At 67.3% G+C, this 3632-nt stretch carries 5 protein-coding genes; 1 reads left to right on the top strand and 4 read right to left on the bottom strand.

The window, feature by feature from the left end; translation table 11 throughout:
* The 4 genes from lptB to ACFE77_RS16195 all read right to left on the bottom strand — a co-directional run.
* On the bottom strand, positions 1-679 hold a 679-nt coding region (gene lptB, locus ACFE77_RS16210; protein WP_375422679.1), incomplete at its 3' end, for an LPS export ABC transporter ATP-binding protein.
* 122 nt (positions 680-801) lie between these two features.
* Positions 802-1353, bottom strand: a complete 552-nt coding sequence (locus ACFE77_RS16205; RefSeq protein ID WP_375422678.1) for an LptA/OstA family protein — start codon at positions 1351-1353, stop codon at positions 802-804.
* Between the two features lie 5 nt (positions 1354-1358).
* Positions 1359-1997, bottom strand: a complete 639-nt coding sequence (lptC, locus tag ACFE77_RS16200) for an LPS export ABC transporter periplasmic protein LptC (protein ID WP_375422677.1) — start codon at positions 1995-1997, stop codon at positions 1359-1361.
* A complete protein-coding gene (locus ACFE77_RS16195; protein ID WP_375422676.1) occupies positions 1990-2610 on the bottom strand; it encodes a ribonuclease D in 621 nt (206 codons plus the stop codon). Before ACFE77_RS16195 ends, lptC begins: the two co-directional genes overlap by 8 nt.
* Before the next feature lie 306 nt (positions 2611-2916).
* Between ACFE77_RS16195 and ACFE77_RS16190 the strand changes: the two genes are divergently transcribed.
* The coding region (locus ACFE77_RS16190; RefSeq protein ID WP_375422675.1) for a cold-shock protein at positions 2917-3632 on the top strand (716 nt) is incomplete at its 3' end.

Genomic DNA, 3632 nt, shown 5'->3' with positions numbered 1-3632 from the left:
AGGCGCGATCGACGATGTCGAGCGTCTCGCGAACGTTATGATCGGTGATCAGCACGCCGATGTCGCGGCGTTTAAGGTCCTTCACCAGGTCGCGGATGTCCGCGATCGAGATCGGGTCGATGCCCGCGAACGGCTCGTCGAGCAGCATGATCGACGGTTCGGCCGCCAGCGCGCGCGCGATCTCCGCCCGGCGCCGCTCGCCCCCCGACAGCGCCATCGCCGGCGACGTGCGCAGCTTGGTCAGCCCGAATTCGCCGAGCAGCGTGTCGAGCTTGCGCTGCCGCGCCGCCTTGTCGGGCTCGGACAGTTCGAGCACGGTGAGGATGTTCTTCTCGATCGACAGCCCGCGAAAGATCGAGGTTTCCTGGGGTAGATAACCGAGTCCGAGGATCGCGCGGCGATACATCGGGAGCCCCGTGATGTCATCGCCGTCGAGCATGATCCGGCCCGAATCGGGCTTTACGAGCCCCATGACCGAATAGAAGCAGGTGGTCTTGCCCGCGCCGTTGGGGCCGAGCAGCCCGACCACTTCGCCGCGCCCGACCGACACGGACACGTCGGTCAGCACCGTGCGCTTGTCGTACGACTTGGCGATCGACACGACCTGGAGCCCGTTCGAGATCGGTGCCTCGATGATCGGTTCCGGGGTCGGCAGCGTGGGGAGGATATCGGCGTCCATCGGCTATTCGCCTCGCAGCAAGTGGTTACCGAACGCCTAACGCATCGTCGGTTGGCAGGATTCATGCATGAGTAAACGTCCGAGGGAAAGCCCGCGCGCGGCGAACGCCGATGCGCATGCGGTCAGTTGCGTTTCGGCACCGAGAAGGTGCCCGTGACGCGCCCGCCGCCCTGCGATACCGTACCCGGAACGCCGCTGCCCCTGCTGCCGGCGACCGACGATCCGTCGATCACCGCACGGCCGGTGTCCATGTTCATCGTCAGCCGACCACCGTTGACGGTGTTGCCGCCCTGGGTCAGCGTGACCGCGCCGAGCATCGTCACGACGCGGCGATTGAGATCGTAGATAGCGTACTGGCTGCGCGCGGTCTGATCCGGACGCCGCACCGTCACCCCGCCCGACGCATCGAGCCGCGACACCTGCGGGCTGCCGCCGACCACCTGGCCGGTATAGCTCACCGTCATCCTTGCCGCGTTCAGGGTCATGTCCGCCTGCTTGACCGACACGTTGCCCGCCAGCACCGCGCGGTTCGCCTTGTCCTGCAACTCGATATGATCCGCGCCGAAATCGATCGGCGCCGACGAATCGTGGCGTTGCTGCGCCGCGACCGGCGCTGCTGCCAGGAACGCCGCTGTCGACGAGGCGATGAACGCGGGGGCGAAGATCGAACGCATGACGCCTATTTCGTCCGCCGGGGGACGAACCGCAAGCGGGCATTGCCGTCGAGCGTGACGGTACGGTTTTCGAGATCGGCGTGGAGCTTGTTGGCGCTGAACCTGCCCTGCGGCACGGTGCCGGTCACCGCGCCCCCGCTCACCATCTTGCGCGCCTTCATGTCGATCGTCGCGTCGTTGGTCTTGAGGTCGTAACCGTTCGCGGCGGTGAAGTTGAGCGGGCCGTCGAGTTGCACCTGTTCGGTGTCCATGTCGTAGCGGCCGGTATTGGCGACGATCCTCGCGGGGCCGTCGGTCAACTGGAGCTGCGCGGCGAGTTCGTTCAACTGCACGATCGGCTGGGCCGAACTTTGCTGGATCGCGGACCCCGCATCCAGCGTGAAGGGCTGGCCCTTCGAATCCTGCCCGCGATATTGCGCGGCGCGAATCTTCAGCCGCTCCTTGGCGACCTCGACCTTGTTCTTGTCGAGCACGAAGGAAACGTCGCCCGCGGCGGTCAGCGGCGCCATCACCAGGAACGCCGCCAGCACGCCGATTGCGGTCGGCAGCGCGATGCGTGCGATCATCACCAGCCGGTCGTGGCGGCTGCCGGGCGAGGCCCAGATCTGGCGCGCGGTCCGCGGCGGGCGCAGCGCATCAGACATGCGCGAAGATGTCGGTTTCGGGCCAGCCCGCCAGATCGAGCGCGGCGCGGTGCGGCAGGAAGTCGAAGCACGCCTGTGCCAACGCCATCCGCCCCTCGCGCACCAATCGCCGGTCCAGTTCGGCCTGGAGGCGGTGGAGGAAGCGAACGTCCGACGCGGCATAATCCTTCTGTGCGTCGCTCAGCTCGGGCCCGCCCCAGTCGGACGATTGCTGCTGCTTGGACAGGTCCTGGCCGAGTAGCTCGCGAACCAGCTCCTTCAGGCCGTGGCGATCGGTGTAGGTGCGCACCAGCCGCGAGGCGATCTTGGTGCAATAGACCGGCGCCGCGACGATGCCGAGATAATGCTGGAGCGCGGCAATATCGAACCGCCCGAAATGGTAGAGCTTCACCCGCTCCGGGTCGGCGAGCAGCGCTTTAAGATTGGGGGCGGCATAATCGCTGCCGGGATTGAAGCGCACGAGATGCTCGTCGGCGCCGCCGTCGGACAGCTGGACGACGCACAGCCGGTCGCGCGGGGTGATCAGACCCATGGTTTCGGTGTCGACGGCGATCGAGGCGCCAGGCGCGAAGACGCCGGCGGGGATGTCTTCCTCGTGAAAATGAACGGTCATCCGCGCGCCCTACGCGCCATTGGCCGCATGCTCAATGCTGGCGACGGCATTTCGTGCGGGTGGAGCATCGCTCCCCGCAGCGGACCAGCTACCGATGCAGGCTGTGCCGTCCGGGCAACGCTGCGGCAAGTATTGGTGTCGAACACACACCGATTACGACGAATTTACATGCAGGGACTTGTTTTCTGCGCTATGCCCTTTCTCAAGGCGCAAAAGGTTTCGCGCCCGAAGGCTCGTGTTCGTCGTCCGGCGCCCGGGTCCTTGGCTGGATGGATCGCGGGCGAAGTCGGGAAGACGAACAGGGTTATGGGTTTCGATAAAGGTGGCCGCGGCAATCGTGGCGGGCGTGGTCGCGACAAGCGCGACAGCTTTGGTGGCGGCGACGATTTCGGCGGCGGCAGCAGCTTCGGTGGCGGCGGCTTTGGCGGTGATCGCGGTGGCTTCGGCGGCGGTGGCAGCAGCTATGGCGGCGGCGGTGGCGGCGGCAACTACGGCGGCGGTGGCGATCGCGGTGGCTTCGGCGGCGGCGGTGGCGGCGGCGGTTACCGTGGCGGCGGCGGTGGCGGCGGCTTCAGCGGCGGCGGCGGTGGTGGCGCCGGTCGCGGCATGCCCCCCCAGGTCGTCGGCGAGGGTACGGGCGTCGTCAAGTTCTTCAACGCGCAGAAGGGCTTCGGCTTCGTCGTTCGCGATGACGGCGGCGAGGACGTGTTCGTCCACATCAGCGCGGTCGAGCAAGCCGGCATGGCTGGGCTCGCCGAGGGTCAGCCGCTCGGCTTCACCCTGGTCGATCGTGGCGGCCGCATCTCGGCGACCGAACTCAAGATTGACGGCGAGCCGATGCCGGTCACCGACCGCGGTCCGCCGCGCGATCGTGACGCAGCCGCACCCGGCGGCCCTCGCGGCGGTGCAGGTGCCGGCGCGGGTGCAGGTGGCGCGCAGCGTCAGCTGACCGGCGAAAAGGCGACGGGTACGGTCAAGTTCTTCAACGCCATGAAGGGCTTCGGCTTCATCCAGCGCGACGA

The sequence above is a fragment of the uncultured Sphingomonas sp. genome (genome assembly GCF_964243315.1).
Taxonomy (GTDB): Bacteria; Pseudomonadota; Alphaproteobacteria; order Sphingomonadales; family Sphingomonadaceae; genus Sphingomonas.
The sequence above is the reverse complement of the archived record's forward strand: the minus strand, read 5'-3'. Positions and strand labels throughout refer to the sequence as shown.